Here is a 21,000-nt window from a genome sequence, read left to right on the forward strand (position 1 = left end):
ACACCTCAGCAAGAATGTAGAAGGTTTATCCCACACATCAACAACACAAAAAAACAAAGCAAGAGCTTAAACTCAAATCCTCTGGATAAAACCATATAAAGTAGTAGGTATAACCCACACAAAGTAGCAGGCACAGCTCACACTTTTGTTAAAAAGTAGAAGGTATAACCCACATTTAGTAGAAGGTATAACTCACATATAAAATTTTTCAATTTTTTGTAACCAATTTTTAGCTAAATTTTAATGAAATTTTATAAAAGGATAGAAGGTATAACCCACACATCATTTAAAAGGTAGAAGGTTTAATCCACGCATCGTAGAAGGTATAACTCACACTTAAGCCAAAATGTAGAAGGTATACCTCACAGATAGCAACAAGTAGAAGTTATAACTCACAGTTAGATTATATAAAGTTTTAATATCTTTATGATTATATTGAATAATATAAATATCCAAAAAACCCTATTCTTTTCTTCTTTTAATCTTTTTTATATTAGTCTTTAATTAATCATACCTGTGGATATGTGGATAACATATAGAAAGACTAATTTAGACTAATAAAATACAGAATTTTATAAAAATAAAACCTAATAAAGGTTTGTATTTTAGAATAAGCCTAATTTTCATCAGATCACATCATATGCGCTCCGAATAGATCAGTAACCACACCCCCCTTACCTCTGTGAATTTGAACGCATCTAAGCAAGTTTAATGCGCTTAATTGAACACCTATTAATAATAAACAATTTATCGCGATCGTTTCACTCACAAAACATATTGGGGCTGTCTGCCCCGAACCCCGAGGATATTTAAAAAACAGTGATGTTCTTATGTAAATAAACATCGCCGTTTAACTTGCGATTCCCCGTGGTCTTGCCACGGGGTTGTTTATTTGTCCTGAGTTTTCTGAAGATCGATCCGGTTTTTCAGATCAAGATAAACAGATGGAATAGTATCCGCGATATTAATGGCAAGCGTTGTTTTGCCTACTTGACGTGGCCTCATAAGCGCCACAGACGAACTAGTGGACAGAGCAGAACGAATTTTATCTTCAAGATGCCTTTTTATCATCTGCGCATATACAACATGAAATATTAAAATTGCATAGTTATTGTTCTGGAGCATAAAGACAGTTAATGGATATTTACGCTGTTAGAAAACAATATGCTACTGAGACGTCCTACCCCCTCCCCTCTTTTCCCATGCATACACGGAATACTCTGGTCTTGAGTTTTAAATAGATTATATTTAAAGTAAGCGTAATACTGGTAATATTCTTACTTTTAAGGAGTTTAACTTATGCTCATTACATCAAAAGGTCAAATCACCATACCTAAGAAATATAGAGAAGCATTAGGTTTATTGCCTCATACGCATATTGAATTTGAATGTATTGGGGATGAATTACATATCAAGAAAGCAAAACAAATTGTTCGAGGTAAAAGAATGGTTGAAATAATGACCGGGAAAAGTACGGTTTCTATGAGCACCGACGAAATTATGAAATTAACGCGTGGTGAATAATGCCTATTTTAATTGATAGTAATGTCATTCTGGATATCTTTACCAAGGACTCTAAATGGTTTGAATGGTCATCAGAGACGCTCGCAGATTTAGCCGAGCGAGAACTACTTTATATAAATCCCATTATTTATTCGGAAATCTCGATAAGCTTTGAGCGTATTGAAGAATTGGAACAAGCATTACCGAATGATTATATTCATCGGGATAACTTGCCTTATGAAGCGGCATTTTTAGCAGGAAAATGTTTTCTGAAATACCGTAAATCTGGGGGGATTAAACATGCACCGCTTCCAGACTTTTATATTGGCGCACATGCGGCAGTGAGAGGATGGAATATCCTTACCCGTGATAATGGGCGTTATCAAACTTATTTTCCCACATTGCGCGTCATTTCGCCGTTATAAGAAGTCAATATTTATTCGCTCCACATGTTTTTCTAAATTACGTTATAGTAATCATGCAGTACAGGCAGGGATGCCGATGACTGCAAACGGTGATACACCACACCCCGCCGCTTGAAAAAATGGCGGGGTTTTCACATATATTGTCTCTATAACTAGCAATAGCTAGGTCAGGAATCCCCCATTCGAATTTACTTATTAATTTCTTACATTTAAAACTATCAAGATAGCTATCTTGATAGTTTATCTATAATAGATAGCTGGATAGCTAATATGTTAAGTTATTTTTTAACAAACCTAAGATGGGTAGTGTCTCAGTTTGAAAGTGACGTGACGGTTTTCAATTGCCAATAGTACTCTGGGTCTTAAACATCTAAGGATTTTTCAGGAACCTGAAATAACCGTTAGTTTGTACGCTAGGCTGGTGAGTCGACTCAAATAAGGAGACAGACGATGCGAGTGATGGTGTTAGTGAAGGCAACCGAAGACAGCGAAAAGGGTGTTGTCCCGACAGCCGAGACGAAGGAGATGATGGAGGCGATGGGCAGATTTAATGACGAGCTGGTCAAGGCAGGCATCATGAAGGACGGGGACTGTGACGGCCTTACGCCCTCTTCGCAGGGCAAGCGTATTGCGTTCGATGGTCCAGACCGTACGGTTATGGGCCTTCCCCCCCCCCCGCGAGCTGGTCACCGGTTTCTGGCTGTGGGAAGTCAAGGACATGAACGCGGCGGTCGCCTGGGTGAAGCGCTACCCTAATCCCATGCCGGGACCGAGCGAGATCGAAATCCGGCCGCTATACGAGATGTCTGATTTGGGATAAATCCGCACATCAGTAATTGAATCGGCGCGTTTTGGGTTGCCGATATTCTCATGTCCGATGTGTTACGCTTAGTCGATCGTTTCGACGGTCTAGCAGAGTATCCTGCTTGCTATGCCTATGTTGAACTCGCTACGGCGCGACCTGCTTTCAAAAAAGCCCATGCTGATCAGATGGAGCATTTCGCAGCCGCAGACTGACGAACATCGTGTTTTGGTTCAATGCAGTTATCTGATGGTTTCGGTCAGTTTATGGGTACTGACCCAAGATAGCTATCTGGATATCCTATTTATATTAGATAGCATGATAGCTAACTATATTTATCAATTCTAACAATCCTGAGATGATTAATTCTTAATAAGGGGCTTAGGAAATTATATCCTATAAAGATAGCTATCCAGCTATTAAATAATATTAGGTAAATAGATAGCTTGTTAGCTATCTATGATAATATATATGCATCTAATATTTTATTCTTCGAATAGTGGTCAATAATAAGATAGCTATCTGACTATCTTATTGAATTATCTAGCTAGATAGCTATCAATTATAAAAAGGAAGGGCCTAGCATGCCGACAATTGTTTTTGCATCATCTAAAGGTGGGGCAGGGAAAACCACCGCAGCTATTGTTCTAGCTTCAGAACTTGCACAACATAATACAAGCGTTACATTAATTGATGCTGATCCAAACCAACATAGTGCGAAATGGGCCCTGAAAGATGGCTGTCCATCGAATATAAAGCTTGTTGAAAAATCGACTGAAGAAACGATTATAGATGATATAGATACTGCTCAAGAGCAAACAGCTTTTGTTCTTGTAGATTTAGAAGGAACAGCAAGTATGGCGGTTGCTAGCGCAATAAGCCGTGCTGATTTAGTAATCACGTTATGTCAAGGTTCGCAAGATGACGCAGACGAAGCAGCAAAAACCATTAAATTAGTTAACCGGCAAGCAAAGGTACTAAATCGCTCAATTCCTTTTGCTGTACTTATGACGCGTACAAATCCAGCAATTACGCCACGTACATTAAAACATATCATGAATGAATTTCGTGATGCAGGAGTTGATATTTTTAAAACTAGCCTGATCGATCGAGAAGCATTTAGAGCCATTCGGTCTTTCGGCGGTACGGTGAATGATTTAGACCCAAGACAAGTATCTGGTATTGATAAAGCAACTGCAAATGCCCATGCCTTGGCGGTTGAAGTTATTGAAAGAATCAAGGGTATAAAGAGAGAAAGAGGCCAAAATCATGACTAAAGAACGTGCACATTTAAATTTAAGTGATGATCTTGATGTATCAGAATTTCTTCCAGTTAAAAAAGAGAGAAATAGGGAAACAGAAATAAAAACTCTTGAAAAAGTAGCAGAGCAATCAGGATTCGTAAGCAGGAAAAATAAAAGTCAGAGGAGAAGAAAACCACAATCACCTTTTAAAAATCAATTAAATTTAAAGTGTCGAGATGGAATAAAAGAATTATTTCAGGATATTGGCGAACAGTTAGGCGTTCACGACCATACAACTTTTGAACAAGCACTTTTGGCGCTGATTGAAAAAAATGGTTTAAATGACTTATTGCAACGTTACAAAGAGATTGCAAAATAAAAACTAAAGAATAGTTTTTATTTTGTGATTATATTTTGTGCATTCTTTTGTTGCTAACAGCATCTACTTTAATCAAGTTTAATTTCTCATGATTGTCATACTGAATAGAAACATTCTTACCAATGGATGGGGGAGAGCTAAATGATTCCAGTCTGTGTGATATAAAGTCTTTATTCACTTGTTGATAAACAAGACCTTCTTGTTTGTCGATATAGAGAATTAAACCTTCATAGGCTTTATTATTCGTTTCAGCCATTTTTGCCAAATATATATTATAGATACCTGGCTTAATACCTTCCTCAGCTTTTTTAATTAATCCGGCAGTTTTCCATTCATTATCATTAAAATTCTGAAGGATTTTCTGCCCGTTCATGACTAAGAGGCGACGTTTCATTTGGATAAATTGAGATAAACTTCTTGAATGATCATTTCCAGGTCAAATTCTTTCTTATTTACGCCAAAAAAGAAGGCGGTCAGGTTAAAAGCACCGCGTCCTGTGCCATCAAAGTCGCCGTCTTTCAATGAATATAAAATTGATTGAAAAAGATCTTTACACTTCTGGCCGGCAATAAAGTAGGCTTTAAGCGTATCGGTAATCATTGTCTTTTGTGCATCAGATAGTTTTCTCATGATGTCTTGTGGTTGATGTGTTCTTTTCTTTAGACGGACATAAATATAGACGAGTAATTGATCGGCAGGAGATTTATGGCCTCGTTCTTTTTTTCCTGATTCGGTCTCAAGACTATCTGTAGAGGAGGGGGAGGGGGCCTGGCGGTTTAATTCATCCGCAATACTTTTTTCGTCGAACTTTGATTCCAGAAATTTCCTGAACTGTTGTATTTTAGAGCGCGTAATGTCTTCTGGTCGGCTGTATTTCAACCAATCGACCAATTCCAAAGGATAGGTTTTGAATATCTTTTTCAGATTAAATATGGCTGCTATATCTGTCAAATTTCCGGAATTAAACAGTTCGGCAATAGGATCGGGTAAATCCATGGCCGCTGCATGTAATGACACATAGGAAGCCGATTTGCCAATGAATTTGCCTATTTGTTCATGGGTTTTACCAGCAGCAATCTCACGTCCGATATAATCAACGATTTCGCGTGATGTCAGATTATCCCGTTGCAAGTTTTCAACTACCTGATCCGCCAAACTGTAATCGGCATCAATATAGGCGGGTATTGATCTAAGTCCTGCATTTTTACTGGCGCGATATCTTCTGGCGCCATGATTAATAATATAGGTTCCGGGTTTGTCTGGATTGGGACGCACTGATATAGGCGTTTTTACACCTCGTAGTTTAATCGTTTCTGTTAATTCTGCGAGTGAAGCCGCATCAAAAGTTTTTCTAGGTTGAGCTGCATCTTCCATAATTAAATCAAGTGAAATCTGACTCGCGCCCAACACATCAGGCGCTTTATTCCTCTCATCGGATAAAGTTTTCTTACTTGTCATTGATTGAATTATTACTTTGTTTTAAAAAGTAATTTCCTGAGTTATAGAATTCTGTGAGAATTAAGGGCAATATTTCATTACTATAATTCTTCTCAATTTAAGTGAAGGGGGAATGTATCTTCTCAGATAAAGATGACTTGCTCAAAGCAAGAAAAGGGACCGACATAAACATTTGATAAAATACCCTCCAAAGTTAAATCATTGATCTTGTAATGAACTAGCCTGTAACACAGGCCGGAATCATAAATGCCAAAAAACATCGCAACCAGGCCATATTCTATCTGTTATAAATATTTATTTGACCGGGGAATTGTATATTTTATCCATGATCATGCATTATAACCTTAATACAATTATGTATATTAAAAATGAATATGAAACAAACCAAAAGACAAATACTTAACGGTTAAGGGAGCCGCAATTACGATATGTATAATTTAATTCTGACAACAAACATTTTAAGAATTCTGCGCGAGAAGAAAATAACAAAAGCTGAGCTGGCAGAAAAAACAGGCATTTCAATATCTTTTATTACTGAACTGACCAATGACAAAGCCAATCCATCGCTCAGAGTCATAGAAGCGATTGCCAAAGCATTGGATACGCCGCTGCCGCTATTGTTCGACAATTCGGATATGAGTACAGCAGAACGAGCCTTATTAGCAGATGGCAGTGCTGGACATCTGGCTAAGGGATTTGTCTGGAAGGGCGCTGTATTGAGTGAATTTCAGGCATTCCAGGTCGCGCAATGGGATCGCGAAAACCGGGAGATTATAAGAAAATTAAAATGAAACAATAAAAATATATTGCGTATTGTTAATTATTATTATATCGTTGTGTTAAATATTTATTTATTGCTGCACCGATATAACAATGTCAGATCTTTTACCAAATATCGCAACCGTTAAAGACCGAGCTAAGAGCAAGCTGGAGCGCGATGCACGAGAAATACTATCTGCATTGCAAGATCCCGAAACGGTTGAAATCATGGTTAATGCCGATGGTCGTATCTGGCAAGAGAAGCTTGGTCAAAAGATACAACATATCGGAAATATCCAGGCTGCCCAGGTTGAGGCTGTCATCAAAACGGTAGCGGGTTTTCACGGCAAGGAAATCAATCGATTCAATCCCATCATTGAAGGTGAGTTTCCACTCGATAACTCACGCTTTGCCGGTCAACTACCCCCCATTGTTACAGCGCCTACTTTTGCCATCCGTAAAAAAGCTATCAAAATTTTTACGCTTGAGCAGTATGTAGAAACCGGCGTGCTGTCGCCAAGACATTGTGATGTCATTAAGGATGCTGTGCGCAAGCACCGCAACATTTTAGTCATTGGTGGTACCGGATCAGGCAAAACCACTTTAATTAACGCCATCATTCATGAAATGGTTCAGAGTGACCCGGATGAGCGCATCTTTATCTTGGAGGATACCGGTGAGATTCAATGCGCTGCCGAGAATTTCGTCCAATATCACACCACACTCGATGTCGACATGACGCAACTGTTAAAAACAACATTGCGTATGCGCCCGGATCGCATTCTGGTGGGCGAAGTCAGGGGTGCAGAAGCCCTGGATTTGCTCGACGCCTGGAACACGGGGCACGAAGGTGGTGCCGCTACACTGCATGCCAATGATGCAATGTCAGGACTCACCCGTCTGGAATCACTCATTTCACGCAATCCTTCAGCACCTAAAGAGATCATGCCATTAATTAGTGAGGCGGTTGATATGGTGGTACATATCACGCGTACACCACAGGGCAGACAAATTCATCAAATTATCGAAGTTCAAGGTTTTAAGAGAGGAAGTTATCAGATCAAGAAGTTGTAATAATTCATAGGAGCCAGTCAATGGAGCTATTTCGTATTAGTGGTATCTCGATAGTCAGTTGTTTCTTCACAATCATTATTTTGTTGGGTTCTCTATTGACTGCCGATCACGCTCAAGCAGCTGTTGGCGCAGGTGGTGCACTTCCCTATGAAACCTGGTTGGTTAGTCTCAGAAACTCCGTAACCGGCCCGGTTGCGTTTACCTTGTCTATTGTTGGCATTGTCGTTGCAGGCGGCATTCTGATTTTTGGTGGCGAACTCAATGCCTTTTTCCGCACCTTGATTTTTATCGTGCTGGTGATGGCGTTACTCGTAGGCGCCAACAATGTGATGACCAATCTATTCCAGGGTGCGGTTATTCCGGGTGAAGCGTCAGGAACAATCGTAGAGTTAGAAGAAGCTATCCCTCAAAGTTAGTCAAACAGGAGGCAAATTCATGGCGCTTCGAACCATACCCATCCGTCAATCAGGGAACCGCCCCAATTTATTTATGGGAGGTGACCGCGAACTCGTCATGTTTTCTATCTTGATTGCAGCCACATCCATCTTTGTGGCGATGGAACTCAAGGCCACGCTCTTTGGCATAGCACTGTGGATTTTTGCACTGTTTGCTTTGCGACTGATGGCTAAAAATGATCCGCAACTGCGTCATGTTTACTTACGCCAGATGCAATACAAAAAATACTATCCGGCGCGAAGCACACCCTTCTATGACAATACCCGCCAGCAGGAGAAACAGCATCTATGATTTCCGCTATATCCATCCTCATTGCCATTTGTGGGGCAGCATTGCTGTTAATACTGTTTATCCGTATCCGTGATGCAGGCAAAGAACTAAGACTGGATCAACATCGATCCAAGGAAATGGGTTTTGCCGATTTGCTGGTGTATGCGGCGGTGGTTGAAGATGGCGTGATTGTGGGCAAGAACGGTTCATTGATGGCTTCCTGGATATTCTGCGGCGATGATACCGCCAGTAGTACCGATATTGAGCGTGAGCGCGTTTCGTTTCGCATTAACCAGGCATTATCCCGATTAGGCAATGGTTGGATGATTCATGTGGATGCGATCCGCAAACCTGCGTTAGCGTATTCAGATAAAGCGCTCTCCAATTATTCTGATCCCGTTACCGCTGCCATTGACGAGGAACGGCGCAATCTATTTGAACGGATCGGCACAATGTACGAGAGTTGTTTTATCGTATCACTGACCTATTTGCCACCGATGCTGGCGCAACGCAAATTCGTCGAACTGATGTTTGACGATGACAGTCAAGCACCGGATCAAAAAGCCAGAACGCAAGGACTGCTGGAATATTTCCAGCGAGAATGTGCCAACTTTGAATCCCGATTATCCAGCGTATTTCAACTGTCGCGCTTAAAAAGTCAAAAGCAGGTCAATGAGGATGGTTCTTTGGTGACACACGATGATTTTCTACAGTGGCTGCAATTATGCGTAACCGGCCTGGATCATCCAATGGTGTTACCTGCCAATCCCATGTATCTGGATACGCTGCTCGGTGGTCAGGAAATGTGGGGCGGAGTTGTGCCTAAAATTGGCCGCAATTTCGTTCAAGTGGTCTCGATTGAAGGTTTTCCACTGGAGTCATCGCCTGGCATGTTAAATCTCTTATCTGAATTGCCAGGGGTGTACCGCTGGTCATCGCGCTTTATCTTCATGGATATGCATGAGGCGGTTAATCATCTGGAAAAATTCCGCAGACGCTGGAAACAAAAAATTCGCGGTTTTTTTGATCAGGTGTTTAACCTGCAAAGCAGCAACATTGATGAAGACGCGCTCAATATGACTGAAGATGCGCAATCGGCCATTGCTGAGACCAATAGCGGTATGGTAGGGCAGGGCTACTATACCAGCGTGGTTGTGCTGATGATGGAAGATCGGGCAGCATTGGAAGAAGCCGGGCGAAAGGTAGAGAAAGCCATCAATCATCTGGGCTTTGCTGCACGGGTTGAAACGATCAACACCATGGATGCCTATCTGGGCAGTCTGCCCGGCCACGGCGTTGAAAATGTGCGCAGACCTCTCATCAATACGATGAATCTGGCTGATCTGTTGCCGGTTAATACCATCTGGACAGGTAAGCCAATAGCACCATGTCCGATGTATCCACCCAATTCACCGCCCTTGATGCACTGCGTCACTCAGGGTGCAACCCCCTTCCGGCTGAATTTGCATGTGCGTGATTTAGGTCACACCTTCATGTTCGGCCCGACAGGCGCGGGTAAATCCACGCACTTGGCGTTGATTGCCGCACAATTGAGACGTTACCCCGGCATGTCGATTTATTGCTTTGACAAGGGAATGTCGATGTATCCATTGACCCGTGCTGTGGGAGGTCAGCATTTCACCGTAGCAGGGGATGACGAATCACTATCCTTCTGTCCATTGCAGTTCTTACACACCAAGGGCGATCGTGCCTGGGCGCTGGAATGGATTTGTTTGATGGTAGAACTCAACGGCATCACAGTCACACCGTTACAGCGCAACGAAATCAGTCATGCCATTGCCAACATGCATCAAAGCGGCTCGCACACCTTATCGGATTTTCTGGTGACGATCCAGGATGAATCCATACGCGAGTGTCTTCGGCAATACACCATCGACGGCATGATGGGTCATTTGCTCGATGCTGAAGCCGACGGATTGGATCTCTCATCATTCACCACCTTCGAGATCGAGGAATTGATGAATCTCGGTGATAAATATGCACTGCCGACTTTGCTATATCTGTTTCGCCGTATCGAGCGCAGCCTGCATGGTCAGCCTTCCGCCATTATTCTGGATGAAGCCTGGCTGATGCTGGGACACCCGGTGTTTCGCGCCAAGATCAGGGAATGGCTCAAAGTCATGCGTAAAAACAACTGTCTGGTGTTGATGGCAACGCAAAGTCTGTCGGACGCCGCAAACAGTGGCATTCTCGATGTTATTGTTGAGTCCACCGCCACCAAGATATTTCTACCCAATGTATTTGCACGTGATGAAGAAGCCTCCGCACTTTATCGGCGCATGGGTCTCAATTCACGCCAGATCGAGATTCTGGCTTCCGCTATTCCTAAAAAGCAATATTACACCGTGTCTGAGAACGGCAGGCGACTCTATGACCTGGCGCTTGGCCCATTGGCGCTGGCATTTGTGGGGTCTACGGATAAGGAATCAATCGCCACCATTAAAAACCTGTGCGACAAATACGGGGACAAGTGGGTTAGCGAGTGGTTGGCGATCAAAGGGTTAACGTTATCTGACTATGGAGTGGCTTGATGAGTGTAATCAGTGATTTTTTTAAATTAAGAATTGCCGGAAAAATCAAGTCGAACAATCAAATCCGTGAGGATTATGAGTTTATGGAAGGAGGTCGCCGCTCCGGTGAAAATGAAAACCCCTATCTGTCAGCACGGCGTACCTGGAATGATCACATGCGCGGGATTCAGGCTTCGCGCAATATGTGGCAAATGTTAGCCCTTCTTTGTTTATTGATTGCGCTGGCAGGAGTGGGTGGAGTCATTGCTATCGGCAGTCAATCCAAGTTTGTTCCGTATGTGGTGCAGGTCAACAAGCTCGGTGAGGCGATCGCGGTTTCGCGTGCGGATATCGCAGCTGTAGCCGATCAGCGCGTTGTACATGCATCAATAGCAGCGTTCATCAATGATTTGCGCATGGTCACACCGGACATTGCTTTGCAGCGCAAAGCCATCTTTCGAGCCTATGCCATGCTATCCAATAACGATCCGGCTACGGCAAAAGCCAATGAGTGGTTCAACAGTCATGAGACAAGTAGTCCTTTCAAACGTGCTGAAACACAAACCGTCAATGTTGAAATCATATCGGTGATACCCCAATCACCGGAGACTTGGCAGGTCGACTGGCTGGAGAAAATCTATGACCGACAAGGGCACTTAACCGAGCCGCCTTTCAAGATGCGTGCTTTATTGAGAGTCTATAACAAGCCGACAACCCAAAGCACAACCGAAGAACAGATCCGAAATAATCCGTTGGGTATTTATATCCAGGATTTCTCCTGGTCGAAACAAACATAAAGGGATTACTCATCATGAAACCGTTACTCTCTTTAAGTACGCTGGGCATGTTGATTATGTCTATTGGACTCACTACTCCAAGTTATGCCAATGGTTTATCTGAGGCGTATTTCACTGATAAGAACCCGCAATTAACCCCGCAGGAACGCGCTGCTATTGATCTGGCGAAGAAATGGCAGGCAAGCAACCCTACGGGAACAAAGCCGGTCGCCGGTCCGGATGGTTCTATTCGTTTTCTGTTTGGCTCGCTGCAACCTAGTATCGTCTGTGCAGTATTGCAGGTATGCGATATTGAATTGCAGCCGGGGGAGCAGGTGAATTCCATCCACCTGGGCGATCAGGCGCGTTGGCTGGTTGAACCGGCTGTGACAGGGCAGGGGGCTCTAGAGGTACAACATTTAATTATAAAACCCCTGGATGTGGGTCTGGAGACATCGCTTGTTGTTACGACTAACCGGCGCACATATCACATGCGATTGCGATCTCACCGACGCGATTTCATGCCGAGAGTGGGCTTTACTTATCCCGAGGATGCGATTGCCAAATGGGATGCCATCAAGACCCGTGAGAGCCATGCGATGGACATCAGAAAGGCCAATACGATAGCGCAAACCGGAGAATATCTGGGTAATCTGGATTTCGCGTATGCGGTGACTGGTGATGCCGCCTGGAAGCCGTTGCGTGTCTATAACGACGGTCAGAAAACCATTATACAAATGCCTAGCATCATGGCACAGACAGAAGCACCGACTTTGCTATTGCTGAACAAAGAAGGCGGAATTTTTAGCGATGATGAAACGGTCATGGTGAATTATCGTTTGCAGGGTGATCGCTATATCGTGGATACGGTGTTTGACAAGGCGATCCTGATTGCGGGAGTGGGCGGCAATCAAAGCCGGGTGACGATTACGCGGGGGAATTGATGATGAATAAAATGATCACCGCATCCAACTCTATTTTTATCTTCACGTTGGTTTTATTGCTATTGGATGGTTGTGCCACGCAACCGTATGGCAATTTTATTCAAAATCCGTCAATCGTAACCAGCAAAGTCATGGCCGATGATGCAACCGCCCAGATAGTGCGACTGTATCCGGCTGCAAATACGCAATTTAATCTGCGTCATACGGTTAATGACCCGTTTGGCCATGCCTTGATCGAGAATCTGCGCGTTGCAGGGTTTGCGGTTCAGGAGAGAATCAATTCAGATAATTCCCTTTTTGTTTCAAAAAATCTGATGGGCGGCAGCCTTCCGGACATCGCTATTAATCATGAGGCAGATGGTGCCAGTCAACCGACAGGATTAGCATTGAGTTACATAATTGACCAGTCGGGTGATTTGTACCATGTCAATATTACGATTGACGATACGCGATTCTCACGTGCATTTGTGGCACAGGCAGACAGTGTTCATCCTGCCGGTCTTTGGGTAAGAAAAGAATAAGAGGGTAGGGGAGATGTTGACCAATTCAAAACTCTTATCACCCGATTCGTCACCGGATGTAGTCGCAAGAAGCGCCGGTGTGCGACGCGTTAATAACCTTCCGATTGTAATTTTTGGCGCGATTATGCTGATATTCATGTTGCTGATGATGATCGTCGCCATGAATCGCGCAGCTGAGCGAGGCCAATACGATTCTGATGCCAATAGTGATATTCAGTCGAGCAATTCCTTTGCTTCCCTGATTGCCAAAGACTATATCGGCGGCATTATAGAACCAAAAACCCAGCCTATAATTCCTGAACCATCCACAAAATCATCGATGCAGGGAATCATCATTGAGCGGCCATCAGATCTGGATAGGCCGCCTCTGCCGCCAACCCTGAATGCAGTTACTGATCCCTCGCATCATGCTGACATCGAGCATATTCGGATGCTGAAACGCCAGCAACTGGAAGAAGCGATCAAGGCCAAAACAAATGTGAATGTGATTGCACCCAGAAGTACAGGATCATCGCCGGATTTAACCAACGCTGGTGCACCTAAAACGCGCGAAGAAATGTTGGCAAAATTGGCATCAGTGCGTCAACAGATCGATGCAAATCTGCGTGAAGATCCAACGGCTGCCTATCATGCGCGTCTGGCGCGGTTGAGACAGGATGGAGGATCGAGTGTAGTGGGAGGAATGGGAGCGGGTAGAAGTGATGAATTCATGGACGATGGCGCCCCTCGTTTGCTGGATGATGATGTTGGCAGGCAGGCTCAAGATTATTCTCGTTTTGATTCGGCAAAAGGGGATGCACGCTGGAATCTGGATAGTGAAGTCAGAAAACCTTCTACACCGTATGTCTTGCAAACTGGCTTTGTTATCCCCGCAACCCTGATATCCGGTATTAATTCCAGTCTGCCGGGACAGATCATGGCACAGGTGAGTCAGCATATTTATGATTCTCCGATAGGTAAATGGCGTTTGATTCCACAAGGCTCAAGGCTGGTGGGTACGTATTCCAGCGAAGTGGAGTTCGGTCAGGCACGTGTGCTGGTCGTCTGGCAGCGCATCATCTTTCCGGATGGCAAGACCATGGATATCGGTGCCATGCCGGGTGCTGACGGAGTGGGTTATGCTGGATTTCGCGATCAGGTCAATAACCATTACCTGCGCATCTTTGGTTCAGCCCTGGTTATGTCAGCCATTGTGGCCGGTTCCACTTACAGCCAGCGTGATTCAGGCGGTGCGTTCGGGCGGCAAAATGCCGGTAGCATCATGAGTCAATCGCTGGGTCAGCAATTGGGATTGGTAACAGCCAATCTTATTCGCAAAAACCTGAATATCTCACCCACACTTGAAATCAGGCCGGGATATCGCTTTAACATTATTGTTACCAAAGACATGAAGTTTTCCAAACCGTATCAATCATTTGATTATTAATAACCGGAGCTATCAATTATGACAAGCAGTAAAAATCTAGCTATCCAATGGATCATAATATTACTCGTTCTGGGTATTGTAGGCTATCCATCGGTGATTAAAGCTGGTGGGATGGCAGTCATTGATATGGCGAATGTGAAACAAACCACGATTACCGCGCTTGAGGCAATAGAACAGACACAAAAGCAAATAGAGCAGTATCAGACTCAATTGCAGCAATATGAGAACATGATCCGAAATACCGTGGCACCACCTGCTTATGTCTGGGCGAAAGTGGAGTATGCGATGAACAAGCTCATCAATTTGACCAATACCATACGCTATTATGAGCAGCAGTATGGCGGGCTGGATAGTTATATGCAACGGTTTCGCAATGTTGAATATTATCGCAGTTCCCCTTGCTTTACTTTGCAGGAAAAATGCAATGAAGGTGCCTGGAAGCTATTGAAGGAGGGACAAAATACCAGTACGGATGCGCAAAAAAGTGCCAATGATTCGCTCTTGCGAGGCTTAAGTGAACATCAAAATCAGATTCCGCTGGATGCGGCTCACCTACAAATCCTGCAACAAAAAACCGAATCTGCGCAGGGACAAATGGAAGCCCTGCAATATGCCAATCAATTGGCCGCATATCAGGCAAACCAGTTGCTGCAGATGCGTCAGATGCTGATTGCACAGCATAATGCCACCAATACGCAAAGTCAGGCCGAGGTAGATCAAAAGGCCATGCAACAGGCTGCACGTGAGGCAGCAACCAAACGATTGAGTCCTGAAATATTACCTGCTGGTAGAAATTGGTCTGTAAGAGACGCCTTTTAAAACACTAATCAAAGGAGAGAGTCATGAAAACAATCAACATGTTGATAATTGCCATTATTGCGATTTCAGTATCGGTTTTAACTGGATGTGAAAAAACCGATGGTCAGCTTAAATTGAAGGAGCCTAGAAAAGAATTAAGTGAGATGCCACCTGGAATTAGGTGGACTGTTAACGGACCAGTTGATGAATCGGGAAAGCCAATTGAATTAGAGGAGGCAAAATAGTTATTGGCCTTAAATCATTTGCGGGAAAAATTTAGAGATCAAGCGCATGCACAAATTGAATATAGCTATTTTTTTTATTGCTTTGCTTCTGCTGCTTCTTTCTACAAAAGCATCCGCTGAGCTGGCGTATATTGACCCAGCAACTAATCAGAGTGTTCTGGATCAAGTGGTATATAAATTCTGGACAAAGGTTAAGGCTTGGCAAAACATTATCCAGGGTGCAGCCGAGCGTTTGTTCTGGACGCTGGTATTGATTTCAATGGTGTGGACATTTGGCATGATGCTGTTACGCAAGGCCGATATTGGTGATTTTTTCGCCGAATTTACTCGTTTTATTATCTTTACAGGTTTCTACTTCTGGCTGCTGACCAATGCCGTATCAGGCCACAATATTGCAGGGACTATCATTGACTCGATGCAGCAATTAGGTGGCACGGCTGCTGGTCTTCCAAGTGGTTCAAGTCATACTAGTATTGTTAATACAGGCATTTTAATCTGGAATCAATCCATCAATAATTTGAATATCCTGGATCCCATTGATAGCTTAATCGGTCTCATTATGTCATTAATTATTCTGATTATATTGACTGTAATTGCAGTCAATATGCTGCTCTTGCTAATTTCATCCTGGGTGTTGATGTATGCGGGTATCTTTTTACTTGGCTTTGGCGGAGCGCGTTGGACATCCGACATCGCCATTAACTACTTTAAAACGGTACTGAGTATCGGTATTCAGCTATTTGTGATGCTCCTGATTGTTGGTATTGGTAGTGACCTGTTATCCAGTTTTTACGCCAAAATGGGTAAAAATGTTCTGAATTATGAAGAACTGGCGGTTATGCTGATTTTTACGATTGCATTTTTTGTGTTGATTTCCAGGTTGCCATTGTTACTGGCTGGCATTATAACGGGTAGTAGCATAGGCTCGAGCGCTGGAATTGGCAGCTATGGCGCCGGTGGTTTTATGGCAGCGGCCGGGACAGCGGCGGCAGTTGCATCTTATGGTGGCACACTGGCAGCCGGTCGGTTAGCAGCGGCAAGAAGTACGGGACCCGATGCTTTACGTAGCGCTATTGAAAAGGGTCAGGCTCAGGAGTCTGCGGGTATGAACAATATTTCGCAAGGAGACGGTAAATAATGGATAAGGCATTTAATCGATTCGATTGATGATGGATTTGCCACCGGATATGCAAGAAAGGGTAGTGTGTTCAATTACTGCCGCCATCAAGTATGAAATACCAGCCAATATCTTGCTGGCGATAGCCGAAAAAGAGGGCGGCAAACCGGGGCAATGGGTGCGTAACAGTAACGGTACTCACGACGTCGGCTCGATGCAGTTTAATACCGGGTATCTTCAGGATTTATCCAAATATGGAATCACGCCTGCTCATGTAGCCAATGCGGGTTGTTATGCCTATGATCTGGCCGCATGGCGTGTGCGGCTACATATCAAAAATGATAAAGGCGATATCTGGACGAAAGCAGCCAATTATCATTCGCGTACTCCAAAATATAATTCAAAGTATCGAGCTGATTTGATTGCCAAGTCTGTAAAATGGGCGGATTGGTTGGAAGAACGCTTTCCTTCGTCAAATGCCAATAATAAGTAATAAATCTTTTCCACAAAATTTGTGGATAAATCTGTAGATGAATGCGCTAAGTCTAGAGGGATAATAGACTCCTGATTGGTGCCTTAAATGAAAGCAGAAAAATTACATGACAATGTTTGTCAAACCAGAGAATCTGCTATAACCGATATACGAGTGTACATGATTTAGTCATTCTTCTTTAACATCTGTTAGATATGCAAGGAGGGGGGCATCATGTCTAAATTTCCTATGAAGCCACATTGACACAACTTATCTAACCGATACTGATTACAAGTATTAATCCAACCATAGCTTATTGGATTTCTTTCATAACAATTAGGATCATCGCTGTGGATTTCTATAGACGTTCCATCACCAATTGAGTAATTAATGCACGTAACTCTTCAGATTCAGCAGGACGGAATCCTTGATGAATATGACGAACGTTTCCTTTCCGGTCAATTAAATAGGATGTTGGCATCGCCATTACTTCAAAACTCTTGGCGCATTGCTTACTTGTATCCGCAACAATCGAAAAATCCACTGGATGTTTAGCGATAAATTCTTGCGCATCGGCTAATTTTTCATCCAGATTGATACCGATTATTTGCAAACCCTTATCCTTCAGTTCATGATCGAGTTCATTCAAGAAAGGAAAAGATTTGACACAAGGCGGGCACCATGATGCCCAAAAATCCACGTAAACAACTTTCCCTTTCAATTCCTGCAAATTATGCGTGGGGTTACCATCCAATGTAGTCAATGCGCAGGAAGGTGATACCTGATCCAAGTGTTCCGCAAGCGATGTCGTCGTAAACAGACTCAACATTGGAATTATAAAAAATAACCACTTTATTTTCTTAATCATTGTTCTAGTACCTTCACTGATTACTTGAATCATCTGAGGACACTACTTAATCGCCTCTAGATTCATCATAATAAGAAACTAGGAGATCGAATAAATGTGATTCAATTTGATATCACTCAAACTGTTTGACATTTATATCTGTTCCAGTATGAACACCTGTTGCTGTCTTACAATGATAGTCGACTACGAATTGCCTTGCGCCCACATCGGTTTTGTTTACCACCAACAAATAAACCCCATTCCCTCCTTGCAGTATAATGGATGGGCTTGGATTTGCATCTCCTGAAAGTGTATCGCTGACACCAATCGCCCGGTCACCCTTTAGCAACAGTAAATTAACCAATAAATGCTCTACTGGAGCGGAAAGGTCTGTGATATCGGCTTCTAAATAATCAGCCGGTCCATTGCCGTTATCAAAGCAGGTGACTTGCGCATAACCGGTAAAATTTCTAACGGTTGCTGTTGGATCCAATACTGCACCACCTTCATCCGCTCCACTGATAGGCGTATACCCCAATGTGCACGCCATCATCACAATGCTGACTGACAATTTTTTCAGGATTCTAAATTGCATAATTAATTCTCCTCGCGTCGTTAATGACGTACTGAACTACTTCTGGAACTCCACCATACATTTGCACCTACTCATATTATCTTTTTCCGACAAACAAATAGCAATGCGACAAAATGTCGCACCTCTACCAATAAAAAATCGACAAGTTTGCAATAGCTTATCGATTATTACCGTTATGGCAAGGCGCAAGGAGGTTCCAAATTCAGTCGATTTACGGTCGTGACCACATCTGTTGTTCGTCAATTACACGCGATTAATCTACTTGCCCGATGGCCTCACTTCGATATTTACGCTAGTACCATTACATGATGAGGGTAGTGGATTTACTACTAAATTGCGTGTAATAATAAACGAAGCGGGGTCATTATCGGTAGGACTCACCCGATCAAACGGGTGCCTAGCACTTGTAATTTCGCAGATATTTGCAATCGACATACTGATCTTCAAATTCTGTGGGTACAGGGTGTCGGTTCGATTGCTGCTGTATGTCTCAAAGGCCCTGCAACATTCAAATTGTGAGAATGCCGGAAGCTGTAGGGCAGTTCGTGTAAAAATTAATTACATGGAGGTCCGATATGACGTAAGACGAAGAAAGAGCTGTAAAACGCAAAGTAAGAATACTGAAATATGCAGATGAGATAGGTAATATTTCCAAGGCTTGTCGATATTTTGGGATGCCGCGTTCAATATTCTCTGTATGGAGTTGTCCCATTTTGACGGACAGTTTTTTCATGGGGTCGAGAAAGTCTCGATCTGTGAAAGCGGATTGCGGTTTATCGTGATTTGATTTTTCTCATTCAATTTTCTCTCAAAATTGTTCGGTGATAAATATCCTAGCCCGGAATGCGTGCGAGTGGGGTTGTACCAGGACTCGATCCAGGTAAATATGGCCAGCCTTGCTTCAGTTTTGTTTTTCCAGGAGCGCCTATCGATCAATTCACATTCCAGGCTGGCAAAAAAGCTCTCAGCCATTGCGTTATCATAGGCATCACCTACACTGCCCATCGAGGGGCGTACGCCCATTTCCTTGCATCGCTTGCCGAACTCAACGTTGAAACCACAGCTGCCAATTGTCACGACAGCAAACCGCTGCTGAGGCTACTTGATAAAGCCAGGCGCTCGGATTCATGCTGATAAAGCCTATTGTAGTCAGAAACATAGTGACGCTTTGAAATCACGCAGTATTAAAAACGGTATCCAAGATAAGGCAGTAAAGAATAAGCCGCTGACACGACGGCAATTACAACGCAATCGTTTAATTGCCCAATCCCGCTATGTTGTGGAACGAACCTTTGGTAGTCAGGTGCGGTGGTTTGGCAGTAAAATTCTGCGTTACTGTGGTCTAGCCAAAGCGCATACTTGGCATCTCTTACAAGCCATTGCATACAACCTTAAAAGGCTACCCAAATTGTATATTGATAGCCTATTACCAACATTATCATAGAAAAAATGCGTCTTCTGAGGCAGTTATATCCCTTAAGTGATCAATCTAGGAATTTGACCAGAAATTACAAATATATTACCTGATCAATCTTCAAGAAATCAGAATTTATAGCGATTCTTAGGACTATAGGAAGTTTTGCAAAGGTTTCTCAGTAATTATCTGAGCTAGCATAGAATAATCGATTCCTTCGGTTAAAGTCTCACACCAACTATCATCTATCAGAACAATAGGACAGTTTCCACAATGAATTAAACATAGCCAATATTTCTATCTATTGATAAGCTGAAAATTGGTTATAACGAAAAAATGAAAATTTTCAAGTATAAAGCTTAACCTCTTTGGTATGCCGGTTCACGCGTTGAGATTGTGTTGACATCGCTACGCTCTATCTATCGAATACATTAAATAAAGATGTATTTATCTTTCCTGCATGGCTAAGGATAAGTCACTAAACTTATCCTTGATAAGTGTTATGATTGCATCATATCTAATAGCGTTATCGGCGAACTGGGTACGCTCCGTATTCATATCTACTGTGTTTCCATCTGCACTAGGTTGCAAAGGAACACGATATAATAAATTCCCTCCAGGGATCCTTGTTGGATCGATGCTAATATGCCCTGATGATGTTGTCGTTAAACCAACTTGGGTTGTATTTGTTGTTGATGAGAGTTTTTCACGTAGTACACTAGAAAAATCAATATCTTTCGCCTTATAATTAGGGGTGTCTGCATTTGCTATATTGCTTGAAAGCAATTCTTGCCTTGCAGTTCTTAAATTCAAAGCTTGGTGGTATAAATTTAACTCTTGATCTCTATCAAGTTTGCTAATCATTGTATAACTCCTGATTAAATATATTTATCAATGTTTGAACGCGCATTTAACATGCCAGATATAGTAAAGGTATTTATTAA

Annotated in this window: 26 protein-coding genes and 1 pseudogene; 20 read left to right on the forward strand and 7 right to left on the reverse strand. The window is 42.9% G+C overall.

Going from position 1 to position 21,000, the window contains the following annotated elements; translation table 11 throughout:
- Window positions 1-888: 888 nt before the first annotated feature.
- The gene (locus W03_RS12895) at window positions 889-1,071 is read right to left on the reverse strand and encodes a hypothetical protein (RefSeq protein WP_244073794.1); all 183 of its coding nucleotides are present in this window, start codon (window positions 1,069-1,071) and stop codon (window positions 889-891) included.
- A gap of 228 nt (window positions 1,072-1,299) precedes the next feature.
- Here W03_RS12895 and W03_RS12900 point away from each other — a divergent pair, with 228 nt between their 5' ends.
- The 6 genes from W03_RS12900 (at window position 1,300) to W03_RS12925 (ending at window position 4,353) form a co-directional block, all read left to right on the forward strand.
- Window positions 1,300-1,524, forward strand: a complete 225-nt coding sequence (locus W03_RS12900) for an AbrB/MazE/SpoVT family DNA-binding domain-containing protein (RefSeq protein ID WP_074722426.1) — start codon at window positions 1,300-1,302, stop codon at window positions 1,522-1,524.
- A complete protein-coding gene (locus W03_RS12905) occupies window positions 1,524-1,928 on the forward strand; it encodes a type II toxin-antitoxin system VapC family toxin (RefSeq protein WP_244073795.1) in 405 nt (134 codons plus the stop codon). Before W03_RS12900 ends, W03_RS12905 begins: the two co-directional genes overlap by 1 nt.
- Before the next feature lie 576 nt (window positions 1,929-2,504).
- The gene (locus W03_RS13555) at window positions 2,505-2,684 is read left to right on the forward strand and encodes a hypothetical protein (RefSeq protein WP_244073796.1); all 180 of its coding nucleotides are present in this window, start codon (window positions 2,505-2,507) and stop codon (window positions 2,682-2,684) included.
- 114 nt (window positions 2,685-2,798) lie between these two features.
- Window positions 2,799-2,945 (forward strand): hypothetical protein, encoded by a 147-nt coding sequence (locus W03_RS12915; RefSeq protein ID WP_244073797.1) that lies wholly within the window; start codon window positions 2,799-2,801, stop codon window positions 2,943-2,945.
- Window positions 2,946-3,314: 369 nt separating this feature from the next.
- Complete coding sequence (locus tag W03_RS12920; protein WP_244073798.1) at window positions 3,315-4,007, forward strand: ParA family protein; 693 nt, start codon at window positions 3,315-3,317, stop codon at window positions 4,005-4,007.
- Complete coding sequence (locus W03_RS12925) at window positions 4,000-4,353, forward strand: hypothetical protein (RefSeq protein WP_074702034.1); 354 nt, start codon at window positions 4,000-4,002, stop codon at window positions 4,351-4,353. The genes W03_RS12920 and W03_RS12925 overlap by 8 nt, the downstream gene beginning before the upstream one ends.
- Before the next feature lie 28 nt (window positions 4,354-4,381).
- Here the strand turns inward: W03_RS12925 and W03_RS12930 are convergent, their stop codons facing one another.
- Window positions 4,382-4,747: a KfrB domain-containing protein gene (locus W03_RS12930; RefSeq protein WP_244073799.1), complete on the reverse strand. Its 366-nt coding sequence runs from the start codon at window positions 4,745-4,747 to the stop codon at window positions 4,382-4,384.
- Window positions 4,744-5,811: a ParB/RepB/Spo0J family partition protein gene (locus W03_RS12935; RefSeq protein WP_244073800.1), complete on the reverse strand. Its 1,068-nt coding sequence runs from the start codon at window positions 5,809-5,811 to the stop codon at window positions 4,744-4,746. Before W03_RS12935 ends, W03_RS12930 begins: the two co-directional genes overlap by 4 nt.
- A 428-nt stretch (window positions 5,812-6,239) precedes the next feature.
- On the opposite strand from W03_RS12935, the gene W03_RS12940 reads away from it, so the two are divergent.
- The 13 genes from W03_RS12940 to W03_RS13000 all read left to right on the forward strand — a co-directional run bounded on the left by W03_RS12940 (window position 6,240) and on the right by W03_RS13000 (window position 17,221).
- Window positions 6,240-6,602, forward strand: a complete 363-nt coding sequence (locus tag W03_RS12940; RefSeq protein ID WP_244073801.1) for a helix-turn-helix domain-containing protein — start codon at window positions 6,240-6,242, stop codon at window positions 6,600-6,602.
- Window positions 6,603-6,684: 82 nt separating this feature from the next.
- A complete protein-coding gene (gene trbB / locus W03_RS12945; protein WP_244073802.1) occupies window positions 6,685-7,644 on the forward strand; it encodes a P-type conjugative transfer ATPase TrbB in 960 nt (319 codons plus the stop codon).
- A gap of 20 nt (window positions 7,645-7,664) precedes the next feature.
- The gene (locus tag W03_RS12950; protein ID WP_244073803.1) at window positions 7,665-8,060 is read left to right on the forward strand and encodes a TrbC/VirB2 family protein; all 396 of its coding nucleotides are present in this window, start codon (window positions 7,665-7,667) and stop codon (window positions 8,058-8,060) included.
- A gap of 19 nt (window positions 8,061-8,079) precedes the next feature.
- Complete coding sequence (locus tag W03_RS12955; RefSeq protein ID WP_244073804.1) at window positions 8,080-8,391, forward strand: conjugal transfer protein TrbD; 312 nt, start codon at window positions 8,080-8,082, stop codon at window positions 8,389-8,391.
- The gene (locus W03_RS12960) at window positions 8,388-10,922 is read left to right on the forward strand and encodes a VirB4 family type IV secretion/conjugal transfer ATPase (RefSeq protein ID WP_244073805.1); all 2,535 of its coding nucleotides are present in this window, start codon (window positions 8,388-8,390) and stop codon (window positions 10,920-10,922) included. Before W03_RS12955 ends, W03_RS12960 begins: the two co-directional genes overlap by 4 nt.
- Window positions 10,922-11,698 (forward strand): VirB8/TrbF family protein, encoded by a 777-nt coding sequence (locus W03_RS12965; RefSeq protein ID WP_244073806.1) that lies wholly within the window; start codon window positions 10,922-10,924, stop codon window positions 11,696-11,698. The genes W03_RS12960 and W03_RS12965 overlap by 1 nt, the downstream gene beginning before the upstream one ends.
- A 14-nt stretch (window positions 11,699-11,712) precedes the next feature.
- Window positions 11,713-12,621: a P-type conjugative transfer protein TrbG gene (gene trbG, locus W03_RS12970; protein WP_244073807.1), complete on the forward strand. Its 909-nt coding sequence runs from the start codon at window positions 11,713-11,715 to the stop codon at window positions 12,619-12,621.
- Window positions 12,621-13,142: a conjugal transfer protein TrbH gene (locus tag W03_RS12975; RefSeq protein WP_244073808.1), complete on the forward strand. Its 522-nt coding sequence runs from the start codon at window positions 12,621-12,623 to the stop codon at window positions 13,140-13,142. Before trbG ends, W03_RS12975 begins: the two co-directional genes overlap by 1 nt.
- A 13-nt stretch (window positions 13,143-13,155) precedes the next feature.
- A complete protein-coding gene (locus tag W03_RS12980) occupies window positions 13,156-14,568 on the forward strand; it encodes a TrbI/VirB10 family protein (protein WP_244073809.1) in 1,413 nt (470 codons plus the stop codon).
- 18 nt (window positions 14,569-14,586) lie between these two features.
- Window positions 14,587-15,387, forward strand: a complete 801-nt coding sequence (gene trbJ / locus W03_RS12985) for a P-type conjugative transfer protein TrbJ (RefSeq protein WP_244073810.1) — start codon at window positions 14,587-14,589, stop codon at window positions 15,385-15,387.
- Window positions 15,388-15,410: 23 nt separating this feature from the next.
- Window positions 15,411-15,611, forward strand: coding sequence for a hypothetical protein (locus tag W03_RS12990; protein WP_244073811.1), 201 nt, complete (start codon window positions 15,411-15,413; stop codon window positions 15,609-15,611).
- A gap of 46 nt (window positions 15,612-15,657) precedes the next feature.
- On the forward strand, window positions 15,658-16,749 hold the full coding sequence (trbL, locus tag W03_RS12995; RefSeq protein WP_244073812.1) for a P-type conjugative transfer protein TrbL: 1,092 nt from the start codon (window positions 15,658-15,660) through the stop codon (window positions 16,747-16,749).
- A gap of 28 nt (window positions 16,750-16,777) precedes the next feature.
- Window positions 16,778-17,221 (forward strand): conjugal transfer protein TrbN, encoded by a 444-nt coding sequence (locus tag W03_RS13000; protein WP_244073813.1) that lies wholly within the window; start codon window positions 16,778-16,780, stop codon window positions 17,219-17,221.
- 337 nt (window positions 17,222-17,558) lie between these two features.
- On the opposite strand, the gene W03_RS13005 is transcribed toward W03_RS13000, so the two are convergent.
- The 3 genes and pseudogenes from W03_RS13005 to W03_RS13015 all read right to left on the reverse strand — a co-directional run.
- On the reverse strand, window positions 17,559-18,068 hold the full coding sequence (locus W03_RS13005; protein ID WP_244073814.1) for a TlpA disulfide reductase family protein: 510 nt from the start codon (window positions 18,066-18,068) through the stop codon (window positions 17,559-17,561).
- A gap of 112 nt (window positions 18,069-18,180) precedes the next feature.
- The gene (locus tag W03_RS13010) at window positions 18,181-18,642 is read right to left on the reverse strand and encodes a hypothetical protein (RefSeq protein ID WP_244073815.1); all 462 of its coding nucleotides are present in this window, start codon (window positions 18,640-18,642) and stop codon (window positions 18,181-18,183) included.
- A 729-nt stretch (window positions 18,643-19,371) separates the two neighbouring features.
- A pseudogene (locus W03_RS13015) lies at window positions 19,372-19,710 on the reverse strand (transposase); the annotation flags it as partial.
- Between the two features lie 34 nt (window positions 19,711-19,744).
- Between W03_RS13015 and W03_RS13020 the strand changes: the two are divergent.
- The gene (locus W03_RS13020; RefSeq protein ID WP_244073816.1) at window positions 19,745-20,086 is read left to right on the forward strand and encodes a transposase; all 342 of its coding nucleotides are present in this window, start codon (window positions 19,745-19,747) and stop codon (window positions 20,084-20,086) included.
- A gap of 417 nt (window positions 20,087-20,503) precedes the next feature.
- Here W03_RS13020 and flgB read toward each other — a convergent pair whose 3' ends face one another.
- A complete protein-coding gene (gene flgB / locus W03_RS13025) occupies window positions 20,504-20,920 on the reverse strand; it encodes a flagellar basal body rod protein FlgB (RefSeq protein WP_244073817.1) in 417 nt (138 codons plus the stop codon).
- Between the last annotated feature and the right edge of the window lie 80 nt (window positions 20,921-21,000).

This window comes from Nitrosomonas sp. PY1, from assembly GCF_022836435.1.
In the GTDB taxonomy this organism is placed as follows: domain Bacteria; phylum Pseudomonadota; class Gammaproteobacteria; order Burkholderiales; family Nitrosomonadaceae; genus Nitrosomonas.